The sequence below is a fragment of the Magnetococcales bacterium genome, assembly GCA_015228815.1.
Lineage (GTDB): Bacteria > Pseudomonadota > Magnetococcia > Magnetococcales > UBA8363 > UBA8363.
On record JADGCV010000006.1, the window covers coordinates 10,718 to 35,152 of the forward strand.

At 55.9% G+C, this 24,435-nt stretch carries 14 protein-coding genes and 1 pseudogene; 5 read left to right on the forward strand and 10 right to left on the reverse strand.

What is annotated here, in order from left to right; genetic code table 11:
* Window positions 1-10 precede the first annotated feature (10 nt).
* The 10 genes and pseudogenes from HQL76_03635 to HQL76_03680 all read right to left on the reverse strand — a co-directional run bounded on the left by HQL76_03635 (window position 11) and on the right by HQL76_03680 (window position 16,577).
* Complete coding sequence (locus tag HQL76_03635; protein ID MBF0108250.1) at window positions 11-4,156, reverse strand: hypothetical protein; 4,146 nt, start codon at window positions 4,154-4,156, stop codon at window positions 11-13.
* Between the two features lie 27 nt (window positions 4,157-4,183).
* Window positions 4,184-5,173 carry a hypothetical protein gene (locus HQL76_03640; protein ID MBF0108251.1) on the reverse strand — a complete coding sequence of 330 codons (990 nt, stop codon included), beginning with the start codon at window positions 5,171-5,173 and terminating at the stop codon, window positions 4,184-4,186.
* Window positions 5,174-5,190: 17 nt separating this feature from the next.
* Window positions 5,191-6,273, reverse strand: a complete 1,083-nt coding sequence (locus tag HQL76_03645; GenBank protein ID MBF0108252.1) for a PilW family protein — start codon at window positions 6,271-6,273, stop codon at window positions 5,191-5,193.
* Complete coding sequence (pilV, locus tag HQL76_03650) at window positions 6,270-6,770, reverse strand: type IV pilus modification protein PilV (protein MBF0108253.1); 501 nt, start codon at window positions 6,768-6,770, stop codon at window positions 6,270-6,272. Before pilV ends, HQL76_03645 begins: the two co-directional genes overlap by 4 nt.
* On the reverse strand, window positions 6,761-7,330 hold the full coding sequence (locus HQL76_03655) for a GspH/FimT family pseudopilin (protein MBF0108254.1): 570 nt from the start codon (window positions 7,328-7,330) through the stop codon (window positions 6,761-6,763). The genes pilV and HQL76_03655 overlap by 10 nt, the downstream gene beginning before the upstream one ends.
* Before the next feature lie 151 nt (window positions 7,331-7,481).
* The gene (locus tag HQL76_03660) at window positions 7,482-8,339 is read right to left on the reverse strand and encodes a tetratricopeptide repeat protein (GenBank protein MBF0108255.1); all 858 of its coding nucleotides are present in this window, start codon (window positions 8,337-8,339) and stop codon (window positions 7,482-7,484) included.
* A gap of 122 nt (window positions 8,340-8,461) precedes the next feature.
* Window positions 8,462-8,686 (reverse strand): DUF1640 domain-containing protein, encoded by a 225-nt coding sequence (locus HQL76_03665; GenBank protein MBF0108256.1) that lies wholly within the window; start codon window positions 8,684-8,686, stop codon window positions 8,462-8,464.
* Window positions 8,687-8,828: 142 nt separating this feature from the next.
* Window positions 8,829-13,265 carry a glycogen debranching protein GlgX gene (gene glgX, locus HQL76_03670; GenBank protein ID MBF0108257.1) on the reverse strand — a complete coding sequence of 1,479 codons (4,437 nt, stop codon included), beginning with the start codon at window positions 13,263-13,265 and terminating at the stop codon, window positions 8,829-8,831.
* A gap of 73 nt (window positions 13,266-13,338) precedes the next feature.
* Window positions 13,339-15,564: a 1,4-alpha-glucan branching protein GlgB gene (gene glgB, locus HQL76_03675; protein MBF0108258.1), complete on the reverse strand. Its 2,226-nt coding sequence runs from the start codon at window positions 15,562-15,564 to the stop codon at window positions 13,339-13,341.
* 298 nt (window positions 15,565-15,862) lie between these two features.
* Window positions 15,863-16,577: pseudogene (locus HQL76_03680) on the reverse strand (virulence RhuM family protein).
* Window positions 16,578-16,980: 403 nt separating this feature from the next.
* Between HQL76_03680 and HQL76_03685 the strand changes: the two are divergent.
* From HQL76_03685 to HQL76_03705, 5 genes are all read left to right on the forward strand, one after another.
* Complete coding sequence (locus HQL76_03685; protein ID MBF0108259.1) at window positions 16,981-17,763, forward strand: ParA family protein; 783 nt, start codon at window positions 16,981-16,983, stop codon at window positions 17,761-17,763.
* A gap of 51 nt (window positions 17,764-17,814) precedes the next feature.
* Complete coding sequence (gene glgA / locus HQL76_03690) at window positions 17,815-19,254, forward strand: glycogen synthase GlgA (GenBank protein ID MBF0108260.1); 1,440 nt, start codon at window positions 17,815-17,817, stop codon at window positions 19,252-19,254.
* Window positions 19,255-19,324: 70 nt separating this feature from the next.
* On the forward strand, window positions 19,325-21,793 hold the full coding sequence (locus tag HQL76_03695; protein MBF0108261.1) for a glycogen/starch/alpha-glucan phosphorylase: 2,469 nt from the start codon (window positions 19,325-19,327) through the stop codon (window positions 21,791-21,793).
* Between the two features lie 109 nt (window positions 21,794-21,902).
* On the forward strand, window positions 21,903-22,286 hold the full coding sequence (locus tag HQL76_03700; protein MBF0108262.1) for a response regulator: 384 nt from the start codon (window positions 21,903-21,905) through the stop codon (window positions 22,284-22,286).
* Between the two features lie 356 nt (window positions 22,287-22,642).
* On the forward strand, window positions 22,643-24,295 hold the full coding sequence (locus HQL76_03705) for an NUDIX domain-containing protein (GenBank protein MBF0108263.1): 1,653 nt from the start codon (window positions 22,643-22,645) through the stop codon (window positions 24,293-24,295).
* Window positions 24,296-24,435 lie beyond the last annotated feature (140 nt).

A 24,435-nucleotide genomic window follows, 5' to 3' on the forward strand; every position in this document is an offset into this window, starting at 1 on the left:
ACAGGCCCGATCAATCGAATTCGATCTCCCGCCAGGACACCCGGCCATTGGGTGGCGAAGGGAGGGTGATTTGCGTCCGGATCAACGATCCGGTGGACATCTGGGTCACGACCGTGGGATTGGATGAGCCACTGCCATAATGGATCACCGGCGTCGATGCAATACCGGTCCCCAGGCTGATCGATCCCTGGACGATTTCATGATCCACCCCGCCATCGTTCAGGGTATAGGTGCCCATCGACGCCGCCGGACAGGCGGTTCCGGTCGCATAACACAACGCATTCAAAGTGCTCGTCCCCTCGGCGGAACATGTGTCGGTCGGCGGGGTATACAGGGAAAACAGCGCCAGGCGTTCAACCTGCTTGATCTGTGACAGGCTCCGTTCACTGGGATTGCCGCCATTCACGGTAAAACTTCTGTACCATCCGTCCTTGGTGCCGATGAGCGTTTCAAGATCGGTATAGGTCGTCACCCCGGTCAGGACACTACCGATGTCCAGTACCTCTTCGTCGGAATCGACCAGAACGCCGCTGACGTTTTGCACATTGGCCGAGGCGATCTCGCCAATGGTTTGCGGTTCCTTGAGACCGTAGAGAACCTGTTGGCCCGAAGTCGAATTGTCCGAGGTGGTCCACAAACGACCCGTTCCCGCCACAAGCCAACGGTCGCCATTGGCGTCCCGCACCGCCAGGGGACGCGCATTGAACGGCTTGTCCGGATTGAAAAAGGAGGAGACCGACGGACTGAGCCAATCGCTGAACTCCATGCGCAACAACCGTCCCGTCTGACTCAGGTCCAACGAATCACGGCCATCGGTACCCAAATAGACCGAGTCGGTCACAAAATCATGATTCCAATCGACCGCGACGACATTGGGAACAAAACTGTTGGCGATACCATCGCTGCCAACGGTCGAAAGATCCAGAGGACCGAATCCCGTCTTCCAGGTTTTATTCACCAGGTCATAGGCATAAAGGCGGGCACTCTGCGACGCGGTAACCCCGGCAAGCTCCGTCGGCCCCGAGCCGAAGATCAGGAGCCAATCATTGTCGGTCGGGTTGTACCAGTTGCCATCCGATCCCGGACTCCGGCGTACCGCCACAGCGGGTTGACTGACGGTAAAACCCAGGGCGGAATCGGTCAATTCAGCCATCAGTTTCGGCGGCGCCTCGGGATTGGTGATGTCCATCACCACATAGGCGGATCGGGTCTCGGGAGTGCCATCATTGTCGATGTCCAACGCCCCACCCCCCAGACGCATCCCCGCCACCAACACCGTGCCCCATCCTCCGGGATGATCCTCATCCTCGGTAAAAATCCGGGCGTCGAAAACAACCGGGGAATCATCCATATAATAGACATGCTGGTAGCTCATCTGGGTGAGCCATTTCAGGTGCGGCAAAAGATTGAACGGGGCATAGGCCCAGAGTTCATCGCCAAGGGAATGCTGTTGCAGGCTGCCCTTGGACGTTTCGAAGGTTTTGGTCGATTCGTTCCAGAATCCGGCGTTGAACGCATGCAGCATCCCATCGTTGGCCCCGACATAGACCACCTGGCGGCGCGCGGCATAATAGGTATGAAAAGCCCGGTAACTGGCATCGTTATAAAGGGTATCATAGCGAACCCCATACGTTTCCCCCGGCGCCGCCACCGCCACCGGGGTCGAATGAATGATGTCCCCCAGACGCCATACCTTCTCGCCACTGCCATCATAATTGAGGGTGCGGGTTCGATAGCCGCTGATCTCCTCCCCCCGGATAAAATTGACAATGTTGGCCGCCTCGGCGGAGGTCGATGCCTGCAAATAATAATAATTGGCCGAATCGGCAAAGTGCGCGGCATCGAAATCGACCTGTTCACCCGTATCGACCGTGCCATTGCCATTGGCATCAAGCCAGGTGGTGATGTAACGTCCACTGATGGCCGGTTGCGTCAGGTAATCGCGTTGCGTCGTCACAGTGCTCACCTGGGCCAGAAGATCACGGGCATCCCAAATCGGACGCAGCTGCTCGATATTGACATCCTCATAGGTCGCCGAGGTGGTATCACAATCCGCCGGGGTCGTATACCGCCTGATCTTCGTCACCTGGTCGGTCGTATCATAGGTCAGATCGATGATCGGATCGACCAGGCAATCATCCAGAACCCCGTCGGCATCACCATCCTCGCGAAAACGGCTGTTGGAATCGATGAACAGGGCATGGAGCGTCCCGCCCCACTGAATCTGCTTGCCATCGGAGTTCATCTCCGGATAATAGAGCGCCTGGTAGACACCGCCGATCCCCGAATAACTGTTGGCAACCACCGCCGCCGCCGTTCCCGAACTGACCCGTTCCATGATGTCGTAAAAGGCCTGGGTCAACCCCTCCACCAGCGCCTCGGGATCGCTCGCCAGGACATAGTTGTCCGGAGTGCCATCACCATCGGAATCCCAATCGGAAGTCTGGCCCGGTTGTGTCCCGCCTCCGGAAAAACCACCATATTTTCCCGCCAGCCACAACATGTTCATGGTACCGGTCAACGGAGTCGCATTGTATTCCTGGGTATCGACCATGAAGGTGGTGATGGTCTGGTCTCCCGTCAGGTCGGACCGAAGGTCCTGGGTGTGGGCATAATAGGCCAGGCCGGCAATGTAATAAGAGTTTTCCTTGGATGTATAAGGACAGGTGCCAAACACCTCGCCCAGGGCATTGATGGTCTTGTTGGTCGCGCTCATGTCACAACTGGTCGCGGTGCAACCGATACACTGGGAGGTTCCCGTCAACCCTTCCAGGTCGCCGACCGTGTTGGTCAGGGTCTTGACATCGATGTCGGCGTCGGCATTGGAAGGGCTGCCATAATCGGAGGTGTCCTGCCCCAGGGAACGCAGACCAAAATAACTGCCACTGGTCTGTTTCGTCCCCGGCAACTGCTTGTCGAGCCAGGGATTGGCGTCGTTGATTCCCAATATAAAGTTTTTCTGACAGGAACTGGTGATCGGATCCTCCCAGGTCGTCAGTACCGGAAACCCATCCTTCTGGGCATCCGTCAGACCCGATGAATATTCACTCGTCGGTCCCCGGTTCTTGAAATAATTGATGCATTCGTAAAACAACTCGCCGATCGGATCATAGGACTTATAACCATTGGAACCAAACTTGTTCAGATAATTGATGACTCCTGAATTGCCCACGCCGCTGGCCAGGGTCACCTGGTCGGGATTGTCCACAAAAATGCCATCGGTACCGAACTCGGCATAGGGATTGATTTCCAACCCCCCTCCCGAGGCGGGACGGTAGGGACCGACATATTTCATATTGGCCCGCAACACCCCCCCATCCCGCGATTGGGAACTGTCGGTGGTATAACTCATCAGGGCAAAACGCATCCGGTAGGCATTGTCCTGGATCAATCCCTGCGGCTTGTAATAAGCACCATAATCGACGCAGTTGTCTTCCACGCTGACTCCGGTATCGCATACCTTCACCCGGACATACAGATTGGCCGCCTTCTGACTCCCCCCCCAACTGGTCCCGAAATCCACCTGATAGCCATGATTGTAGATATAAATCTTGCTGTCAGTGTAGGGGGTGACCGTGGAGGGCGCGACGTTGCTGCTGGCGGTGATCATCTTCACCGGATACCAGGAGTCCCCTTTGCTCAATCCCATGTTCGTCCGTTCCAGCACCGTCAGCGCGGTGGTATCGGTCTGCCGGTTGCCCCCGGTCAAGGCCCAACGAAATTCATCGATGGCGGTCATGGTCGCCCAGTTGAGAAAATTGCCGCTCCATTGACCTGAACATTGGTGGGAAGAGGCCGCAGAAGCGGGTTCGAAACGGCTGTTGACGTAGGTATAACACTTGTCGGGATCGAAATAGCCAATATACTGGCTCGAATTAGAATAACAAATCCCCACGGTGCCCCCGCCATCGGTGATCCGCCCGCTGCAACTGGCGCCATCGGGCTGGTCGTTGTAGGCCGCCCCCTGCATCGGTGTCTCGACCGAAAGGTTCAACATGACATTGGGATCGACCTGCTCCGGCATGGTCGGTGGCCAGGCGCTGTAATCGGCATTCGCGGCGCCATGAGCCTTCCCAGCCACACCAGCCAGTACGAACAACAACATCCAGAGCAGCACCTTTCCGTTCCCGTGCTTTGAATCAATCAGTCGGTTCATGGATCGTCCCTCCCGCAATGCACCGGGTCAGTCGCATGTGATCCAGTAGGTGTCATTTGTTTCCATATCGTCCCAATCATCGGGACGGTTGTTGTTGCATTCGGTGTTCGTACAACAACCCGCCTGCCCCGAATAGGCCCTCCTTCCCGTCCCGTTCCAATATTTCTTGCACAGACAATTATAGACCGAAGTGGTCGTGGTCGTCGTCGGAATCGAGGTCGTCGTCGTGGTAGAGGCGACGGAAGTCGTTGTGGTCGTCGCGATGGAGGTCGTACTGGTCGAGGTCGTGGTCGCGACCGAGGTCGTCGTCGTCGAAGTGGTGGTGGCAACGCTCGTCGTGGTGGTCGAGGAGGTCGTGCTGGTGGTCGTGGACGAGGAGGTCGTCGTCACTCCGGGCAGGGTATTGGGATCGCAAATGGCGCAGGTCGGATCCACGGTCCGGGTCACGGCATAGGTGGACTGAAGCATGACCCGGGCATCGTCGGTTCCCCCGGTCCCCAGAGCGGTGATCCGATACATGCGCTGGGGCAGATCGGTCCACCCCGGATTGGCCTCCCTCCAGGTTTTCGAACCATATTCGCACAAATCCTCGATGATATACTTCGGGACCGTCAGGATTCCCCCCACCTCGACCGGATAACTCCGATGCCGCGTGGTGGTGTTCCAAACGTCCAGGGTGGCATCGGTCCAACGGGGCGCGGTCGGGCAGGCCTGGGTACAATAGCCATCGATACAGGTCGCGCTGAACACCGGATGGGACGATTCCACCTCCCGTTCCCCGGCCAACAGCGCTGCCTCGGCGGCATGGAAGGCCATTTGCCGGTCACGGCTGTTGCGCACCATCCCCTCTTCAAGCGAGGTCGTGTTCATGGCACTGACGCCGATGAGCGTCAGTACCGTCAGCAGGATCATGGCGATGAGAAAGACCGAGCCCCGCTCGCCCTCCTCCATTCCACGAATGACCGCGCCCAGAAACCACCTGGCGGGTGCGTGTCTTGTTCTCGGCCTGGTCACCATGACATTGCCATGATCGTTCAATTTCGCAGTTGAATCGTTGTTCCCGCCACCTTGCGAACCTTGAAGTCGGAAGGATGGGTCACCACCGTGCCGGAAACGCCGATGTCGGTTCCGGCGATCGTATAGGTCGTCGTATCCAATCCGGAACGGACCGGATCGCTGGTGCGAAACAAAAGTCCCAGGCGGACCGTGACGACATTGGACCAATCCGCCGCCGCTTCGACGACCGCCGCCGTCACATATTGGTTGGCAATGCCATCGGCATCGGTGTCACGGCCATAAAGCACCTGAAGGTTTTCCACCCCATCCACCAATTCCGCGGCGCTGCTGGAACTGGCGCCATTGAGAACCTCCCAGAACAAGGCCGGTTCGCCACTGGCCCCGGTGCCAATATAGAACGCCACCGCCCGAAACCTGGCAAGAAAAGCATCGGGACCATACTCGTACCAGGAGGTCGAACACGAACCGCCACAATCACCGCCAAGACATTTGGTCGAATTGCCGATCGAACCGGTTCCGGTATTGTGGACAATGGTCTGGTTGGCCGGGTTGACGTTGGTAATCTGGAAAATGGCCCCCTGGGTGCAGTCGGTCACGAAAACAATCTCATCATCGAGCAGATCGTGACTCTGGGCAATCTTGAACTGGGCGGAACAGGCATTGTGGGATTCGATGGTGAACGGATCGGGATCGAGTCCCGACACCACGAGCGCATCGGTACCGGTCCATGCCTCGGCCTGGAAGGCGGCGGGAAACGAGGCCAGGTCGCTGTTGTCGTAACCGCGGATTCTGTCATTGAAGGCCCATTCATAATTGTTCGGCGTCACCAGGACATTGATGGGCGAGACATCGGAAGTACATCCCCAATACCCCGCCATGGCGATTTCCCGCGACATGAGTTCCAGCGCAAACCGGGCATTTTCCTGCAACCGTGCCAGATTGGAATTAAGCTGGTAGGTTTGCCGGGTGCTGGAAAAGACCTTCAACAAGCCGGTCAGGAGAATCAAACCGATCGTCAGGGCGATCATGAGTTCGATCAGTGAAAACCCGGTCTCGCCGCGAGCCGATGCACGATGCCCTCGTGAAAACAGGATGCTCATATCTCCGTCCTCAGCGAAAACGTCGTGTATTCGGTGACTTCATTGCTGCGATTGTCATCCCAGCGCACATTGATGACAAACAAATTTTCAAGTCCGCCTGAATCGATGGCGACGATTTCACCATCCCCCGACGGGAGCAGTTGCGCCAGATCGTCCTTCCACTGAGCCAGATCGTAGGTCACCATCTGCGCCGGGGTACAGGAGACGGCGGCACAGTCAAGCACCGAGGTGACCGCAACATCAAGCTGGGCCGCATAGGCACCGTTCAGCGCCAACGTGCGGTTGGCGCGCATCCGCTCCAGAATATCGCGTGACAGAAAAAGCGCCTGACTGCGCAGATGAGAACTGTACACCTGTTTGATCGCCCCCAGTTGCAACCGGGCCAGTCCGAGCAGACCGATCGACAGGATGACGAGGGTAATCATGATCTCAAGGAGGGAAAACCCGGAATTTTTTTTCCCCCCATGGTCAGAACGCCGGGCACGGATCATGGACATGAGAGGGCGCTCCCATCGATGTCTTCCACGATTCCATCCGAATCGGTATCCCGTGCCCTGACCACGCGCCCCATCGCCACAACATTGAGCCCGCGGGCATTGGTTGCTCCCCGGGAATCACAAAGAGTCCATGTACCCGAATAATCCAGGCTGAACCCGCGCGAATCGAAGAGAATCCGATCACTGGCACTGCCACCCGTCCGATTGAAACGAAGCGTCGTATTGCCCGCGAGTTCGGGCGTGGATTTGACCACCGCCCCCTGGGCCAGGGTGATCCAACCGTCCTCCCAGTTGCCGCCGCAGGAGGCCCCATCACTGGAACTGCACACCGTGACGGAGGTCTGTCTTCGGATCGCCTCGGCCCGGGCAAACTGCAAGGAACCCAGCAGTTGATTGAACTGGCTCGCCAGGCGATTGTCGTTGAGTATGGAAGTAAGAAAGGGAGAGGCGGAGGAAACCAGGATGGCCACGATGGCCAGGACAATGAGAAGTTCGATCAGGGTATACCCCCCTACCCCATTGAATCGGATTGCCTCTTTGTGAATGCCGACACGTGCCATTGTCTTGCGCCATGAAATTGATTCATCACCAGTTTTCTTCCCATCCATGTTCGACCGTTATGGATTGATCATAGGCACAAACGGCACCGGGAGCAATACATGATTGCCCCCGGGAAACAAATGACCAGCGATCATTGGCACGGACATTCCGTCAGGAGAACAACACCGCCGACATGCGCGAACGATAGGTTGCAACCAGGGAATGCCCCGGTCCCAACATGTCGAAGGTACTCAGAAGGGCCTTTTTTGCCGCTTCGTCAGCAAATTTTCGGTCCTTGCGCAGAACTTCCAGAAACTGATCCATTCCCATGTCATACCGTTCCAGACCCACCAGGGCCTGACCATAACGGATGCGGGCGTCCAGGTCATCCGGATCCGCCGCCACGCGCTGCCGTAAGGCATCCAGATCACCCTCGGCCCCGGCAAAGGCAAGACGGGCCTTCAATCGTACCGCCTCGGGAAGCATCCGTCCTTTGGAGTCAAGCCGGGAAAAAAATTCGCGACCCCGTTCCGTCTCCCCCCGTTCAAGACAGATCCGTGTCAGCAGGAGCAGCGATGGGGCATGCCGGGAATCGATGTCCAGTGTTTGCAGACACAGAACCATTGCCCGATCGACCTCGCCCGCCGCCATCAGCCCTTCCGCCTGAACCGCCGCCCGATCGGCAGGGGTCGGAATGGCGCGATCAAGAAACTGGCGGATCGCTGTTTCCGGCAATGCCCCGGTAAATTCATCCTTCAACTGCCCATCCACAAACAGTTTGACCGCGGGAATCCCCTTGACCCCCCATTGGCGCGCCAGGCGTTTGTTCCGATCCGAGTCAATTTTTGCCAAAATGAACCGGCCACCCATTTCCCGCGCCAGTTTTTCCAGGATCGGCCCCAGAATGCGACACGGACCACACCAGGAAGCCCAGAAATCAACCAGAACCGGTGTGTCCAACGAACGACGCACCACCTGATCCTCGAACGTCGATTCATCGACATCCATCACCCATTGATGTTCATTCATGCGCAACCTCGAATACAACCGCCCCCGGGGGCAAGAAACAAACTTTTTATTATTGTATGAAACGTTTGGAAGATTGAGCACCATCTTCGATTCTGCCAACCACCAAAGACCATCCTTTCAGGTCAATGCGGGAAGAATGACTTGAAAATAAGCGTAATGATGCCACCAACGGTGATTGCAGCACCCCATTTAAGTGGAGCCAACTCAATCTGTAAATCACATTTGGTGACGAGTTCATCTTTCGCCCTGGCAATAACGCGAATCACCTCCTCCGCTTGTGCCTCTGGGAATCCGGCGGCTTTAAGCCGGTCTACCAGTTCCAGGGTGTCAAAGGTGACGGTGGTCATGACGAATTCTCCGGAGAAGCAAGTGACGGACGACTACAGCGTACCACAACACAATGCCGAATTTGAAAAAAATTCCGTTTGACACACACTTGCCATCAGGGGGGCACCCCAGGGACTGAGCCTGAGAACATGTTACAATCCATTACGACTCAACCTTTTTCAGCGCCGGACGTTCCTCCCGAAGACCTCGGCTCATGGCCCGCATGGCCTTGGAATCAAGGATTTTTTCCACATCCAACGCCAACTTTCGCTGCCAGTTGGGATATTCGTTGGTCGTTCCCGGCAGGTTGACCTGCTCGCGCTGACCGATCACATCCTCCAATTGCACCATCTGAATTTTGCTGGCGGACATGGAAAGAAAACGGTTGACGGCCAGAACCAGCTCCTCGGTGCAATAAGGGTGATTTGCCGCGGTCCAGTCCAAGGGAAGAAGACCTTTGGCTTTCACGGCCTGAACCACCTTTTCCCGCTCGTGGCCGCGTTCGGTGATCGTCCGTTGCAAGAGTTCATCGTTGGGGAACAGAGACAGACGCCGTTTTTCCTCCAGGTCCACCCCCTCCCAGTAACCGGGGAAGGTGGGCAGATCGTGCGTCGTGACCGCCACCAGGGCGAAGGGCGAATAATGCTCCGGCCCCTGGAATTCACCCTGGGAGCCGCGTTCAAAGTAGAACAACTGGTACGAAAAGACGTTGGCCTGGGCCAGTTTTTCCGGCAACCCCTCCGGTACCGTACCCAAGGCTTCACCGACGACCAGGCATCGGTTGCGCTGACTTTCCAGTTTGACGATCCCCAGAAGATCCTCGAAGGGATAATTGACATAGCCTCCCTTGGTCGCCCGTTCACCAACCGGAACCCAGAACAATCGGGTCAGTCCCATGACATGATCGAGACGGACCGCCCCGGAAATGCTCATCGTCGCCCGCAGGGTTTCGGCGAAGATGCGGTATCCCTCCTCCTTGAGGACTCTGGGATGCAGCGGTGGCAAACCCCAATCCTGCCCCAGGGGGTTGAACTGGTCATAGGGCGCCCCCATGCGCGCGCCATCGATGAACAGACGCTGGTTGGCCCAATAGTCCGCCCCATCCGGATCGACCCCCAGGGCGATGTCGTTGTACAAGCCGACAAGCATTCCCTGATCCTTGCAGGTTTCGACCACAGCAGTCAATTGGTTATTGGCAACCCAATAAAGGTATTGAAAGAATTCAACCTCGACGGCATGCTGCTCGGCAAATCGGCGCACCTCGGGGGAAGCAGGCGAACGGAAGGGAAGAGGCCATCCGCGCCAGGTACGACCGCCAAAACCACCGTTGCCAAAGTGGTCCGCCAAAGCATTGTAGAGGGCCAGATGCCACAACCGTTCCCCGGCATTCTTGACGAAACGGCGAAACGCCAGACACCGTTCGGTCGGGACCTCGCCGGAGGCGCTGGAAAGGTGAAGGACGCGAAACGTCTTGAACAACAGACGCATGATGTCCATCTTCATGTGCCCGATCTCGATGTAGTCCACCATCGGCGTCTGGCGAACCTGGTCAAGCAGCGCCTTGAACTCGGGGCTCCGGACCTTCTTCCGTGCCTCGGGACAGTGTTCGAACTCGGCAACCGCCTCGGGATCGATGTACACGGGATTGAGAAAGAATCGACTGTTGGGCGAATAAGGGCTGAAGCGTCCCGGATGTCGCGGAAACTGGGCATGCAACGGATTGAGTCCCACCACGCCCGCCCCTTGCGCCGCCATGCCGGCGGCAAGCGCCTTGAGGTCGGAAAAATCGCCGATTCCCCAGCTTCTGGAGGAATTCAGGGCGTAGAGTTGCACCGCCGCGCCCCAGATTCGCCCTTCGGTCTTTTGCATTGCCTCCGGCATGTAGCACTGATCGGGAACCCGGATCAACGCCATGACCGCCTTGTCGCTGCCCGAAAGGCCGGTTCCCGTGATCTCGAAGCGGTGGTATCCCAGGGGAACCTTGACCGGCAACACAAAAAGTCGCCGCTGATATTGACGATCCTCAAGTTCGACGTCGTCTTCGAGCGAACACTCCTTGAGGTCGATGCGCCCATGAGACAGACGTCCCTCCTCCTCGACGAAGGCCCATTCGAAAATGTTGTTCAGATATTTTGCCTTGACGACGATGGGAATGCGGATCTCCCCCTTCATCCCGTGGACGACCAGGGAGGGTTCCAGGGGACGACGCCACCGGGCCTCCTCCAGGGTGCGCAACGAGGCGGAAACCTGCCCCGGAGTGCCGCAAGGCAGACCCATCGCCGTCAGGAAAGAAAGCCTCGTCTCGGGTGGAATCGCCTGCCATTGACCGTAAATATCCCAGTAGCCATCCTGAATCCCCGCCAAACGGGCGAGACGATCCATCTCCTGAAGCGCATTGGGGCTTTGCACCGGCTTGGGAATATCCTTCCACCCGCCGTCGATCTGGACAAACTGAAGTACCGCCAGCGAATGGGGCGCCTGGGGATAGTTTTCCATCTGCCACAGGCCCTGTTCCTTGACGAAGGCGGGCTGGCGACTGGTATCCATCACCAATTGCCAACATTTTTTCTTTTTCTCCGTCCCCTGGACCGGAAGATGGAAGGAAACATCCGCTGGACTGGGATTGATCAGCAAAAGAAAAGTCGCATCCTGGCTCGCCACGAGTTCGGGGGCGTTGTCACAGGGGATGAGTTCATCCGGCTCGAAGGGGGCGCTGACGATCACCCCCAGGACGTTACCCGGAAGGTGATCCCAGTCCTCGCGGGAAATCTCCTGGCCATCGGGACGCAACCAGACGATGTCCCGAGGTTTTCCTTCCAGTCCCAGTCCGGTGAAAAAATCGGTCTTGCGAAAGACGGGATGCTGGCGGCGAAAGCGTATGAGCTTCTTGACGAAATCAAGCAGGTTTTTCTGGTCCTCGCCCCAGTGGGTCCAATTGAACCAGGTGATGTCGTTGTCCTGGCAATAGGGGTTGTTGTTGCCCTTCTGGGAACGACCGAATTCATCGCCGCCGACGATCATCGGCACCCCCTGGGAGAGTAACAAGGTGGCCAGAAAGTTGCGCAATTGTTGAAACCGCAGCCGGTTGACATCGAGGTCGGCGGTTTCCCCCTCGGCGCCGCAGTTCCAACTGAAATTTTCATCACGGCCATCCCGATTGTCTTCCAGGTTGGCCAGGTTGTATTTACGCGAATAGGCGACCAGATCGTACAGTGTAAAGCCGTCGTGGGCGGTGATAAAGTTCAAGGTGCTCGACGGACGGCGTCCCAGATGATTGAAAACGTCCGAGGAACCGGTAAAGCGGGAGGCAAAGTTGCCCCGTTGACCGCCATCGTTGCGCCAGAAACGCCGTACCCCATCCCGGTATTTGTCATTCCATTCGGTCCATCCCGGAGGAAATCCCCCCACCTGGTATCCGTCCAGCCCCAGGTCCCAGGCCTCGGCGATCAATTTGCGTTCCGCCAGGACCGGATCCTGGGCGACGACATCGAGAAAGCCGGCATGACGGTTGAAACGCCCGTCCGCCTCGCGGGCGAGGGTCGTGGTCAGGTCGAAGCGAAATCCATCGACCCGCATCTCTTCGGACCAGTAACGCAACGAATCGGTAACCAGTTGCAGGACGCGGGAATGACGCAGGTTGAACGAATTGCCACAGCCGGTAAAATCCTGATAATGGCGTGGGCGTCCGGGCATCAGCCGATAGTAGACGGCATTGTCGATTCCCCGGAAACTCAAGGTGGGTCCCATCTGATTGCCTTCGGCGGTGTGGTTGTAGACCACATCGAGAAGGACTTCCAGTCCTGCGTCGTGAAGGACCTTGACCATGGTCTTGAATTCGGCGATGGTCTCGGGATGACTGAAATACTTGGCATGGGGGACGAAGAAGGAGATCGGATTGTAGCCCCAATAGTTGCACAGGTCGCGCTGATGCAGATGCCATTCATCGACGAAACCATGCACCGGCAGCAGTTCCAGCGCCGTCACCCCCAGGTTCTGGAAGTAGCGCACCATGGAGGGGGATGCCAGTCCGGCGAAGGTGCCGCGCAAGGCCTCGGGGACCTCGGGGTGGAGCATGGTCGTTCCACGGACGTGGGTTTCGTAGATGATGGTGTTGCGCCAGGGGGTCCTGGGATGGCGATCGTCGCCCCAGGTGTAGGCCTGTTCGACGACGCGGCACTTGGGCATGTAGGGAGCGCTGTCGCGGGTGTCGAAGGACAGGTCGATCGCCGGATCGCCGTAGCGGAAGCCAAAGAGCGCCTCGTTCCAGACCAGACGACCGAAGAGGGCCTTGGCGTAGGGATCGAGAAGAAATTTATGATGGTTGAAGCGATGCCCGCGGTTGGGATCGTAGGCGCCGTAGACCCTGTAACCGTAGAGTTGCCCTGGCCGCACATCGGGAAGATAGGCATGCCAGACCTGGTTGGTATACTCGTTGAGTTTGATCCGGTGGGTCTCATGCATGCCGCTGGGATCGAAAAGAACGAGTTCCACCTTTTCGGCATTTTCGGAAAACAGGGCAAAATTGACCCCACGTCCATCCCATGTGGCCCCCATGGGAGAAGGTGAACCAGGCCAGACACGCAATTTCGAGGCACTCACGATTTGAACTTCCCCAAAGTGACAGATTGAACCGTGCCTCCATGGTCGTATGGGTGATCCTTCGGGTCAAGGTTCATTCTTTACGAGCGGCAGGTTCGAGGATCAGGGCCGAAAGTGGTGGCAGTTCCAGATCGATGGAATGGGACCAATCGTTCCAGGGACGGGGATGGGCCATCACCTGCCCGCGGTTGCCCATGCCCCCCCCGCCATAATCGACCGCGTCGCTGTTGATGCGTTCCAGGTAAAGTCCGCCCCGGGGGACGCCGATGCGATAGCCATGGCGAGGAACCGGGGTGAAATTGCATACGACAACGATAAATCCCGACGACTGGCGTCCATGGCGCAGAAAGGCGAACACCGATCGTTCGCGGTCCTCGGACTGGATCCATTCGAATCCACCCGCCTGGCGGTCCTGTTGGAACAGGGGCGGCGTGGCGACATAGAGATGGTTGAGGTCGGCCAGAAGTCTCTGGACGCCACGGTGCATGGGATCCTGGAGCAGATGCCAATCGAGGCTGACATCATGATTCCATTCCCGTTCCTGGGCGAATTCTCCCCCCATGAAGAGCAGTTTCTTTCCCGGATGGGCATACATGAAGGTGTAGAGCAGGCGCAATTGTGAAAATTTTTCCATGCGCTCGCCATACATTTTGCCCAGAAGCGATTTTTTCAAATGGACCACCTCGTCATGGGACAGGACGAGGATATAATTTTCGTTGAAGGCGTAGACCAGACCGAAGGTGATCCGGTTGTGATTGTCGGGATGGCTGCGAAAAAAGGGGTCAAGGGAAAGATAATCAAGCACATCGTGCATCCAACCCAGGTTCCATTTGAAACGGAATCCCAGCCCCCCTTCATGGAGGGGATGGGTGATCCGGGGCCAGGAGGTCGATTCCTCGGCGATGGTGACCGCTCCGGCGCCGCGTTCGTCGAAGGTTTGGTTGAGTTTGCGGATGAATTCGATGGCCTCGATATTTTCGTTGCCACCATGTTCGTTGGGCAGCCAATCGCCATCACGGCGGCTGTAGTCGAGGCGAAGCATGGAGGCGACCGCATCGACGCGCAGGGCGTCGAAGTGAAAATGGTGGATCCAGTACAGGGCGTTGGCGATGAGAAAATTGCGTACTTCGGCCCGGCCATAGTTGTAGATCAGCGTTTTCCAGTCCTGGTGCCAGTTTTTCCTGGGATCGGAATGTTCGTAGAGGAAGGAACCGTCAAAATTGCCAAGACCATGCGGATCCTTGGGAAAATGCCCCGGAACCCAGTCGAGAATGACGCCGATGTTCTCCCGATGACAGCGATCGACGAAGGCGCGCAACTGATCGGGGGTGCCAAAGCGACTGGTCGGAGAAAAAAGGCCGATCGGCTGGTATCCCCAGGAACCGGTATAGGGATGCTCTCCCAGGGGAAGGAGTTCCACATGGGTGAACCCCATCTCCTTGAGATAGGGGATCAATCCATCCGCGAGTTCCGCATAGGTCAACATCCGATTGTTTTCTTCCGGAACCCGTTTCCAGGATCCGACATGGACCTCGTAGATGGCCATCGGGGCATCGGCGGCGTTGGCGCGGGAACGATTGGCAAGCCACTCGGCGTCTTGCCAAACGAACTCCTCCGGGTGCCAGACGATCGAAGCGGTCTCCGGTGGTTTTTGGGAATAACGGGCATAGGGATCGGCCTTGAGGAAGTATTCGCCGTAACGACCGATGATTTCGAACTTGTACAAGGCACCGGTGACGACGCCGGGCATGAAGAGTTCCCAGACACCATGGGGATGACGCAACCGCATGGGATTGCGCCGTCCGTCCCAATCATTGAAGTCGCCCACGACACTGACACGGCTTGCCTGAGGGGCCAATACCGCGAACAAGGTCCCTTCGATGTCTTCGAACCGATGGGGATGGGCCCCGAGGCATTGATAGATTTCCCAGTTTTCCCCCATGGCGATGCGCGCCAGATCCAGTTCTCCGAGCGCCGGAGGAAAACGATAGGGATCCTCGCAATCCCATTTCCACTGGCGTTGGCTGACACGAAAATGGTAGGGGAATGGACCCGTGGCGGATTCGAACAGGCCTGTGAAAAAGCCGGCGGCATGGACCCGGGTCAGACGACCGGCATCCTGGCGGGTGGCGGAATTGACGACCATGACCGAATCGGCCTGCGGAAGAAAAGCCTGGATGCGAAAATGCCGGTCGTCGGTGGCGTGCATCCCCAGGACATCGAATACATTGCGGCAGGACCCGCGGACGATGGCGTCCATGATGTCGGCGCCACTGGCGAACGGTGGTTTCCTCGGCATGCTTTTCCCCTCTGAAACGAATCCAGCCGATGGCCAGGATCCCGGAAAATGGTTTCCACTTCTTTGTCACATTCGTTAACCACGCTGCCAGCCGCGCAACCCCGTCACAACCGGAAACGCCGTCGGCAACGGTCACCCCCCATGCGCCATCTCGAATTCCATGATCTTCCGTGTTGTTTCGGTGGGTCTACATCACCCATTTTTTTCATTCCCGATCGTGTACCGCAAGTGGAAGCATTATATCCTATGCAAGTGAATTCAAAATGTTAAATGTGACGATGTGGCAATAAAACCGGCTTTACACAAGGCCGGTGCGATGTTTGATTCTGTTTTCCAGTGCCTTCAACTCAGCCTCGTCCTGCGCATCCGCCGCCTGTGCCTCTTGGGTTTTGCGGTGTTGGTCGTAGTTCAGAAACATCGGGGCAATCTGTTGCTCCATCCGCGCATGGCTTACGGATCCCGCTCCGGTCAAGAGGGGAAAATCATTCGCGGTGATGATTTGCCCGACGTTCTCCTGCCAGAAACTCATGTGGGTGATCGTTTGCCGTTTGGCGCGCAATTCGGCGGTTTCCAGAAAGATGACCACCAGGCGGTTCAGGGTGTCGATTTCATCTTCGGTCAAATAATTTTTCGCAATCAGAATATCTTGTTTGCGTACCCGCGCACCTTTCCAACTGAGCAAGCCAAAGTGTGCATCCGCGGGGTTGGCGCGGGCGAGGATGATTTCGGCGGCGGTTTGCCGTGTCACCGCGTACAACAGCAGGTTTTGTACCGTGGCGAAAAATTGCTGGGTAGCCCGACTCGGTTTGAACTGTCAAGGATTCCTTGACAGTTGCGGCGGAGTCGATCTCACCGTTTTGATAAATGTTTTTCAGGTGCAGCGAAATATTTTGCTTGCTGGCATTGAACAACTCCGCCATTTCCAACTGTGTGAGCCAAACCGTGCCCCGGTCGGCCCGCAGTTGGATCTGGGATCGCCCGTCTTCGCTGGTGTAGAGAATAAGTTGCGTCATACGAACTCTTCATCCTGCGTAGGGAAAAGCTGTTGCATCAACTCCCTTGAAAGCGGCTGAATTCCTCGCGGGTTTGATTTGCCCCCATGGCGTTTTCCCTGCCATCGCTGTCGATCGCCAACCGGCCATCCCCGATTAAGACAAGCATCAGTATGCATGATCGCTTTTTCCGACGCAAACCGCCAAAACCTGCCTCACTGCCGACCATGCGGGCATTTCCCGACAAAAATTTCCGGCCCGTTTGCCGATCACCAATTTGATCCGGTGCATTTTTTTTTCGCCAACCCTTGCCAAACCGGGTACGATGTTCTTCTTTAAGCGGGGGAATCCCGGAGAACCACCCACCCATCCTTTTTTCGATCAACTCAATCGACCAGAAACCGACGGCGCGAGAAGCAACTCCATGGCCAGAATCATCGCGATCACCAACCAGAAAGGAGGGGTGGGAAAAACCACCACGGCAGTGAATCTTGCAGCCGCCCTTTCGGAGTCGGGACGAAAGGTTCTCCTGGTCGATCTCGATCCCCAGGGAAATTCCTCGACCTCCCTGGGTGTTGACAAAAACAAGATCCGCCATTCCGTCTACGACGTTCTGTTTGGCCACGCAACCCTCGCCGAAACGCTCGCGAGGCCATCGGAAGAAAAACTCTGGATCCTTCCCGCCACCCCCGACCTGAGCGGCGCCGAGATCGAACTGGCGGGTGAACCACGGAGGGAACATCGATTGGCGGAACGGTTGCAAACGATGGCCGAAGAGATGGACCTGATCCTCATCGACTGCCCCCCCTCCCTGGGTTTGCTGACCCTCAACGCCCTGGTCGCCGCGGATGGCGTCCTGATTCCGGTCCAATGCGAATTTCTGGCCCTGGAAGGGTTGAGCCAGTTGATGCGAATCCTCGACATCGTGCGCAAACGACTCAATCCGCGCCTGGAAATCACCGGAATCCTCCTGACCATGTATGACAAAAGGTCAAAATTGATTCGCCAGGTCGTTCGAGAAGTTGAAAAGTTTTTCCCGGATCAGGTGTTCGAGAACAACATTCCGAGAAACATCACCGTCAGCGAATCGCAAAGTCACGGCAAACCCCTGGTCTGGTTCGACAAAAAATCCAAGGCGGCCAAGGCCTACCAAAAACTGGCCAAGGAACTGGCCAAGAGGATGTCACTGAACAAGACAAAGGACTGAACGGTCAGGACAAACAATCGGAACAACCTGAATGGAAACCGGATCGGACTCATGAAGGTTCTCTATGTCACCTCGGTTTTGCATCCGCTGACCCATACCGGATGCATCGACGAAGTGTGCGGCATGATTCCTCCCGCCCTGATGCAGCAAGGGGTGGATGTCCGCGTTCTCCTTCCGGCCTATCCGGAGGCACTCAAGGCATTGCGCCGGAAGGGAAAACCGATCGAACTGGGCAATCCCCTCGGATTGGGCCAGAGTCGGCTGATTCCGGGATGGCTTGCCGATGGAGCGGTCAAGGTCTGGCTTCTGGACTGTCCGGCGCAGTATGATCGGGAAGGCGGTCCCTTTCTGGACGCACAGGGAACGCCATGGCCCGACAACGCCCACCGGTTCGCATTGCTGTCGAAGGTGGCGGCGCTCCTGGCGGAGGCGGGCGGTCTGCTCGGATGGCAACCCGAGGTCCTGCATGCCAACGACTGGCCCTGCGGTCTGGCGCCGGCCTATCTGGCCCTGAACGGCAACCGTCAGTGCGGCACGGTCTTCACGGTGCGCGACATGCGGGCACAGGGTAATTTCGATGCGCGCCTTCTTCACCGGTTTGGACTGCCAAAAAGCGCGTTCACGATGAACGGACTTGAATTTTTCGATCAGTTGAGCTTTCTGAAGGGTGGGTTGTACTATGCAAACAAGATTGTGACTTCCAGTCCCACCTACGCCCGGGAAATTCAACTCAAGGGGCATGGTGAAGGGATGCATGGCGTCTGTTCTCTGCGAGGGGGCGATCTTTCGGGTATTCTCAACGGTTTGGACCGGACGGAATGGAATCCCGCCGCCGATCCGCGAATCCCCTTCCCTTTCGACCGGGACAATCTGGAGGGAAAAAGACGCAACAAGATCGCGGTACAACGCGCCTTCAACCTTGAACCCAATCCCGATGTCCCGTTGATCGGGGTGGCCTCGGGGTTGAATCGGGACGAGGGGGGCGACCTGCTGGTCGCCGCATTGTCGGGAATCATCAGTGCCGGGGCGCAGATGATCGTCGTCGGAGGCGGCGACGAGGATATGGAACACAGCCTGGTCATGGCCTCGACCGCCTATCCGGGACGAATCGGAGTGGCCCTCGACTGGGAACGTGGGGCATACCACAGAATTCTTGCCGGGGCCGACCTTTTTCTGATTCCGGCCCGTTTCGATCCCTGCGCCGTCCGGCAGTATCAGGCAATGTGTTATGGGACGTTGCCGGTCGTGCGAAAAACCGGGGGGCTGGCGGATACGGTCATCGATTGCGTTCATGGCGAGGCGGGAACCGGATTTGTGTTCGAGGAAGCGACCGGAGGGGAGCTGATGCTTGCCATTTCCCGGGGGATCAACCTTTTTCGCAACCGCAACACCTGGTTGCGTCATCAGGCGCAGGCCATGAACCACATCCCGGATTGGACCGAAACGGCTCGGAGTCACCTGGAGATCTATCATCGCGCCCGGCCACTCTGACAACGGTCTTTCAAGCAAACGATGTCACTGTTCAACCACGTTTCATAACGGATGAGGATAAGAGTGCGGCATGTCAAATGATTTGAATATCCAGTTTGAACACTTGGACAAAAGCACATGGGATGTGGAATACATTCGCAAGAACATCCTGGATTGCATGGTTCATCTGGTAGGCAAGGATCCGGAACTGGCATGGGAAAACGACTGGTACAAGGCGTTGGTTCTGTTCCTCAAGGGAATTCTGGCGGAACGCCGGGTCGAATTCGAACGCAAGACCCGGGCCCAGGGAGGCAAACGGGTTTATTATCTTTCGCTTGAGTACCTGATCGGACGAAATCTGCACCGCACCCTGGCCGACCTGGGCATGACCGACGCTGCCCGGCAGGCCCTGGCGGCGTGTGGCAAATCCCTGGAGGAGATCCTCGATTGCGAGGCGGAAGCGGGTCTGGGCAATGGTGGTTTGGGACGATTGGCCGCCTGCATCGTCGATTCCATGGCCTCCCAGGGGTACCCGGGGGTTGGGTATGGCATCCGGTATCAGTTTGGCATGTTCAAGCAATCCATCGAAAATGGCCGTCAGGTGGAACATCCCGAATCGTGGCTCCGGTTTGGCAGCCCCTGGGAACTGGAACGGCGCAGCCTGGTCTACGAGATCAAATTCAAGGGACGCATTTTTCATTATCGTGACAAGGACGGTCGCAACCGGTGCCAATGGGTCGAGACCGAAGATTGCGAAGCCCAGGCGTTCGATGTGATGCTGTCCGGGTATCGCACCCAATCGCTCTCCTACCTCAGATTGTGGAATTCCCGGGCCTCTCGTGAATTCGATCTGCACAACTTCAACGCCGGCAACTACATTGACGCCGTGAAGTCGAAAATTCACTCGGAAAATTTGTCCAAGGTTCTCTATCCCGACGATTCGACGGCCATGGGACAGGAACTGCGCCTGATGCAGGAGTATTTCTTCGTCAGTGCCTCGTTGCAGGATATTTTTGCCCAACATGTGACCTGCCCGGCGGACTTGCAAAAGCTGCCCGACAACGTGGCGATCCATCTCAACGATACCCATCCGGCGACGGCCATTCCGGAAATGATGCGTCTGCTTCTGGACGAGCATGGACTGGAATATGACAATGCCTGGGACATCACGCGCAGGGTTTTTTCCTATACCAACCATACCCTGCTGCCCGAGGCGCTCGAAACCTGGCCGTTGGATGTGTTCGGCAAGATTCTGCCACGGCATCTGGATATCCTGTATCTCATCAATCACCATCATATGAACAATGTGAAGTACAAACTTCCCGGAGATACCAACATTCTGGGCCGGATGTCGCTGTTCGACGACAACAGCCGCCGGGTACGGATGGCGAATCTGTCGATCGTGGGAAGTCATACGGTGAACGGGGTGGCGGAGCTTCATTCCCAGTTGATGCAAAAAGGGATGTTCGCCGATTTCGTCCGCCTGACTCCGGACAAGCTGACCAACGTCACCAACGGCATCACCCACATTCGCTGGCTGGCCCTGTCCAATCCGGGCCTTGCCAATCTGATTACCGAAACGATCGGTGGCGATTGGGTCCATGATCTGACGTTGCTGAAGAAGCTGGAAGGATATGCCGACGACCACGGCTTTCAGGATCGCTTCATGGCGGTGAAGAAAGACAACAAGGTCCGTCTGGCCCGGTTCATGAAGGAAAAACACAACATTGCCTTGAATGTCGATTTCATGTTCGACGTGCAGGTCAAACGGATTCACGAGTACAAAAGGCAACTGCTGAACCTGCTGCATGTCCTGACCCGTTACCTGTGGATCCGCGAGGGAACGAAGCCCGATCTGTTGCCGCGGACAATCCTTCTTGGCGGCAAGGCGGCCCCCGCCTATCAACAGGCCAAGCTGATCATCCGCCTGATCAACGACGTCGCGGACATGGTACGCAATGATCCGGTGGTTGCGAGCAAACTGCAATTGGCCTTCATTCCCAACTACAATGTATCGGCGGCGGAAATCATCATGCCGGCGTGTGAGTTGTCGGAACAGATCTCGACCGCCGGCCTGGAGGCTTCGGGGACGGGCAACATGAAGTTTGCCTTGAATGGCGCCCTGACCATCGGAACCATGGATGGCGCCAACATCGAGATTCGCAAGGAGGTCGGACCGGACAATATTTTCATTTTCGGTCTCGAATCACACCGGACCGAAGAGTTGTGGCGGCATGGTTACAATCCTGGCGAAGCCATCGAGCAAAATCCCGATCTCAAGCGTATCCTGGGGATGATTCGCGACGGTTATTTCTGTCCCGAGGAGCCGGACCGTTATCGTGCCATCTATGATGCCCTGACCATGGGGGATCATTATCTTCTGACCGCCGATTATGCCGATTATATCGCCTGTCAGGAACGGGTGGATCAATTGTATCAGGATTCGCGCAACTGGACCCGGAAGGCGATCATCAACGTCGCCAACATGGGATTTTTCTCCATCGATCGCACGGTACGGACCTATGCCGAGCGGGTTTGGAAGATCAAACCGGTCCGATAGACCCCGATTGAGAGATAACCTGCAAACCGGCTCCGGGTCATTCCGGGCCGGTTTTTTTTCATCGGGTCAACAAGGCTTTTTTCAAACATTTTTGAGCCATGCCCCAACCATGTCACGCCTATTGATTATCGATGATGATCCGGCAATCCGGGATATCGCCAACAGGATTCTGGGACGCGCGGGTCATGACCTGGAGACCGTGGCGTCCGCCGAGGAAGGTTTGGCCCGGTGCGATAAGACTCGATTCGACCTTGTGGTGACCGACCTGACGCTGCCAGGCATGAGTGGCGCATCGTTCGCGCAAATCGTTCGGCAAAGGTTTCCCTGGATGCGAATTCTTGTTTTTTCGGGTCTTCTGTCCACCCCCGAGACGGCCATTCCTTTGGACCTGGTCCCGGACACGCCGCATCTCCATCTTCTGGCAAAACCGTTCCGGCCCAGGGAATTGCTGGCAGCGGTCACGGCATTGCTTCAGCATGAACCGGAAAAATAATCAATCAAAACGTCACGATCAAGATCAGGTCTGATTCCTGCTTTTGCATTGACACAGTGTCGTTTTTTCTCAATAAACAACTAAATATTTTTGTATAATTATCATTCAAGGAGTCGCACGTTTTTATACTTATTGAAAACACATGTGACAGGAAAAGTGAGTCACCGAATTTTCTCTCTTGACATATAAACTATTTTCGTGGTAATCAATTATCAATATCGTATTTATATGATAATATAATCATTACAGAATCTTATATAAATAATTCATTTTTTTTGATGCTATTTGTTATGAGTCGCTTAATTATTTAAATAATATCACACCTGCTCCAGCAGTTTGATGACCGGGAACCAGACATGACGATTGATACTTCAAACTTATCTTTCAAGGTGCTCAACCTTCAAGGAACCCCCTATGAACAGGGTATACAGCATGGCCAGTACCTGAAACATGAAATTCACGACGCATTTGATCATTGTGTCAAAAGATGGGGAATGAATCGTCATCGCTGGGACCTGGATCAATTGATCACATTTGCCCATCATTGCCATCAACAAGCGCAACCCCGGTTTCAGGAAGAAATCAAGGGAATCGCGGATGGTTCGGGAATCAATTTTGATCATCTGCTTTCATGGAACTACCTGGATGATTTCTGGGAAAATATACATTGTTCAGCCTTTGCCGTTCATGGTCCAGGAACAACCAGAGGGAGAATGATCGTTGGGCGCAACAACGACTATGAAGATGACCACTCCAGCCCCTATTCCGTCACCATCATCAGACAAGGCGATCCCAACCGGAAAATGACCCTCTGTCATACCTGGTCTGGACAGGTTGGCACCTATGAAGGAATCAACGAAGAGGGGTTGGTGATTGGCATCCAGTTCATCGGTACCCTGATCGAGGAAAAAAATCTTCAGGGTCAATCGATCAAACAAATGGGTCTGGATCTTTTGGAGAAATGCGCGTCTGTTTCGGAGGTCCCTTCCTTCATTGCATCCAGTCCGAGAAACTTTAGTGGCAACTTGCTGGCTGCAAACCGGGAGACGGCCATGGTTGTTGAATTTACCAGTCATCGCCATGAGGTTCGGCATCCTGAAAACAATACAATCACGGCAACGAATCATTATTGCTCCCTGAAACCGCCGGCAGAACCATCCATCGGGTCTTTCCAAACCGAACTTCGTTACCAGGTTCTTCAGGACCGGATCAAACAACACGATGGGACCATCGACCCGGATGTGGCGTGGCAAATCCTTTCCAGCCCCCCTGTTCAACAAATGGGACCTCCGCGCCATGCCTATTTTTCTCTGCGCTCAACCCTTTTCTTTCCGGATGATGTCAGTACACAGGTAGCCCATGGTGTTCTTCCTGCGGCGCGGGGACCTTTTTTGCAGATCAGTTTGCCGCAAATGAAAGGAAAAAGGGCGGGTCTGTCGTACATTCCCTTTCCCCCAATGACCAGCGACCCATTCTTGTCGCCACCCGAATGCATTGTGGACGAACGCGATTTACACACCATTGGAGACTATTGCATCAAGGAACGAACTGTCGCTCTTCAAGACGGACATCGATTGCCACGTGCAACGGTCTCAAGTTCAGACTCGGTTGTTATTGTTCCATTGACGGAAGATGGACAGGTGAGAATGATACGTCAATTCCGACATTCGGCCCAGAAATGGCTGCTTGAACTGCCCGCGGGAGGTATCGAAGCGATGGAACTACCCTTCGATGCCGCTAAAAGAGAATTAAAGGAGGAAACAGGAGATGTCGCTCCAAGATGGAAGAAGCTTGGTGGATTTTATAGTGCGCCCTATGTCTTGACAGAATATCTGCATCTTTATCTTGCCCAAGGAATCATTCCCGGAAAACAAGAACTGCAACCTGGAGAACATATTCTTACAGAAACTTTCCCATGGAAAGACGTGATTGAAAAAATAAGGATTGGCGACATCGAAGATTGCAAAACAATCGCTGCAATCATGATCGCTGCTCAAAATATCATGTAATCTTTTGCCGACATAATAAACAGATGATAGGCAATCAGATCATAATTATTAAACATCCAACCGAACATCCTGATCGGAATTCGGTCACCTCGGAACATTTTGGACACAAGGGAACCAATTGTTTCCGCTTGAGTTGGCTC

Bases quoted from the DNA above. Each gene is read 5' to 3' on its own strand.
- HQL76_03635 (MBF0108250.1), bottom strand. From the start codon at position 4,156: ATGAACCGACTGATTGATTCAAAGCACGGGAACGGAAAGGTGCTGCTC.
- HQL76_03640 (MBF0108251.1), bottom strand. From the start codon at position 5,173: ATGGTGACCAGGCCGAGAACAAGACACGCACCCGCCAGGTGGTTTCTG.
- HQL76_03645 (MBF0108252.1), bottom strand. From the start codon at position 6,273: ATGAGCATCCTGTTTTCACGAGGGCATCGTGCATCGGCTCGCGGCGAG.
- pilV (MBF0108253.1), bottom strand. From the start codon at position 6,770: ATGTCCATGATCCGTGCCCGGCGTTCTGACCATGGGGGGAAAAAAAAT.
- HQL76_03655 (MBF0108254.1), bottom strand. From the start codon at position 7,330: ATGGCACGTGTCGGCATTCACAAAGAGGCAATCCGATTCAATGGGGTA.
- HQL76_03660 (MBF0108255.1), bottom strand. From the start codon at position 8,339: ATGAATGAACATCAATGGGTGATGGATGTCGATGAATCGACGTTCGAG.
- HQL76_03665 (MBF0108256.1), bottom strand. From the start codon at position 8,686: ATGACCACCGTCACCTTTGACACCCTGGAACTGGTAGACCGGCTTAAA.
- glgB (MBF0108258.1), bottom strand. From the start codon at position 15,564: ATGCCGAGGAAACCACCGTTCGCCAGTGGCGCCGACATCATGGACGCC.
- HQL76_03685 (MBF0108259.1), top strand. From the start codon at position 16,981: ATGGCCAGAATCATCGCGATCACCAACCAGAAAGGAGGGGTGGGAAAA.
- glgA (MBF0108260.1), top strand. From the start codon at position 17,815: ATGAAGGTTCTCTATGTCACCTCGGTTTTGCATCCGCTGACCCATACC.
- HQL76_03695 (MBF0108261.1), top strand. From the start codon at position 19,325: ATGTCAAATGATTTGAATATCCAGTTTGAACACTTGGACAAAAGCACA.
- HQL76_03700 (MBF0108262.1), top strand. From the start codon at position 21,903: ATGTCACGCCTATTGATTATCGATGATGATCCGGCAATCCGGGATATC.
- HQL76_03705 (MBF0108263.1), top strand. From the start codon at position 22,643: ATGACGATTGATACTTCAAACTTATCTTTCAAGGTGCTCAACCTTCAA.